This window comes from Mesorhizobium sp. M2A.F.Ca.ET.039.01.1.1 (genome assembly GCF_003998035.1).
Classification (GTDB): Bacteria; Pseudomonadota; Alphaproteobacteria; order Rhizobiales; family Rhizobiaceae; genus Mesorhizobium.
This window is the reverse complement of sequence record NZ_RZRY01000997.1, coordinates 1-1,812: the sequence shown is the minus strand read 5'-3', so window position 1 is coordinate 1,812 and position 1,812 is coordinate 1. Positions and strand designations below refer to the sequence as shown.

General features: G+C 62.1%; 2 protein-coding genes. One reads left to right on the top strand and one right to left on the bottom strand.

Going from position 1 to position 1,812, the window contains the following annotated elements; all coding sequences use genetic code 11:
* Nucleotides 1-458, bottom strand: a 458-nt coding sequence (locus tag EOA24_RS36545; RefSeq protein WP_127410743.1) for a TetR family transcriptional regulator C-terminal domain-containing protein, incomplete at its 3' end; no start/stop codon positions are given.
* A 235-nt stretch (nt 459-693) separates the two neighbouring features.
* Here EOA24_RS36545 and EOA24_RS36540 point away from each other — a divergent pair.
* Nucleotides 694-1,812 (top strand): aspartate aminotransferase family protein (locus tag EOA24_RS36540; RefSeq protein ID WP_133374832.1); only part of this gene is annotated, 1,119 nt, incomplete at its 3' end.

Below are 1,812 nucleotides of genomic sequence, written 5' to 3'. Positions count from 1 at the left end.
GTGCGGGCGATTTTTCCGGCGCGCATCCAGCCTTTGATGACGGCGGCTTTCTCGTCGACCAGCGTCTTCAACTCGCCCTCCAGCATCGGCTTGATGCGTGGCGCACCCTGCAGGATCTCGTTGGCGAAGAGCCGGCTTTCACGCGGGAAGTCGCGTGCCATCTCCAGCTTCCTGCGGATATAGCTCCTGAGTTCCGTCAGCGGGTCGCCGATGTCGTCCAGCTCGCGCAGCGGCGCCAGCCAGGTGTCGAGCAAGCGCTGCATCAATGTCCCGTGAATGTCTTCCTTGCGGCGAAAGTAATAGAGAAGGTTGGGCTTCGACATTCCGGCGGCTTCAGCGATCTGGTCGATGGTCGAGCCGCGAAAACCGTTGGCGGAGAAGACTTCGAGCGCCGCTTCCAGGATCAGCTCGCGCTTTTCCTGCTGGATGCGGGTGCGGCGGGGAGCGGAGCCTTCCATCGTGTCCGTCATCCTTGCAATCCGCCGCGGCGCCCATCTGGACCAATTCTCTGGACCAGTTTTTCCTTGGGCTGTGGAGCGCGCTTTTTATGCCGCATTTCCGCTAGTAATCCCTTGACCGCCGACAGGCGGCGCTAACGTTTGTCCAACCGGTCAAAAATTTGCGTAGCATGAAAACGCAGCAAAGACCAAGCGTTGGCCGCACCGAAACAGGTTACAAGGGGAAGTCCTGGTCATGTCCAACCGGCTGAAAGTCACGCCGAACGATCTCAGCGCATTCTGGATGCCGTTCACGGCAAACCGGCAGTTCAAGCAGGCGCCGCGCATGTTCGTGTCCGCCAAGGACATGCATTACACCACCAGCGACGGCCGCAAGGTGCTCGACGGCACCGCTGGCCTGTGGTGCGTGAACGCCGGCCACTGCCGGCCGAAGATCACCGAGGCGATCCAGCACCAGGCGGCCGAGCTCGACTATGCGCCGGCTTTCCAGATGGGCCATCCCATCGTGTTCGAGCTGGCGAACCGGCTCGTCGATATCGCGCCGAAGGGCATGGACCATGTCTTCTTCACCAATTCGGGTTCGGAATCGGTCGAGACCGCGCTGAAGATAGCGATCGCCTATCACCGTGTCAGGGGCGAGGGCTCGCGCACCCGTCTGATCGGCCGCGAGCGCGGCTATCACGGCGTCAATTTCGGCGGCATCTCGGTGGGCGGCATCGTCTCCAACCGCAAGATGTTCGGCACGCTGCTCGGCGGCGTCGACCATCTGCCGCACACGCACCTGCCGGAGAAGAACGCCTTCTCGAAGGGCGTGCCGGAGCATGGCGCGGAGCTCGCGAACGATCTCGAGCGGCTGATCGCGCTGCATGACGCCTCGACCATCGCGGCCGTCATCGTCGAGCCGGTCGCCGGGTCCACCGGCGTCATCCTGCCGCCGAAGGGCTATCTGCAGAAGCTTCGGGAAATCTGCACGAAGCACGGCATATTGTTGATTTTCGATGAAGTGATCACCGGTTTCGGCCGCCTCGGCGCGCCGTTCGCGGCCGACTATTTCGGCGTCACGCCGGATATCATGACGACAGCCAAGGGCGTTTCCAACGGCGTCATCCCGATGGGCGCGGTGTTCGTCAAGAAGGAGATCCACGACGCCTTCATGACCGGCCCGGAACATATGATCGAGTTCTTCCACGGCTATACCTATTCGGGCAATCCGATCGCGTGCGCCGCGGCGCTCGGCACGTTGGACACCTACAAGGAAGAGGGCCTTTTGACCCGCGGCGAGGAACTGGCTCCTTACTGGGAAGACGCGCTGCATTCGCTCAAGGGCGAACCGCATGTCATCGACATCCGCAAC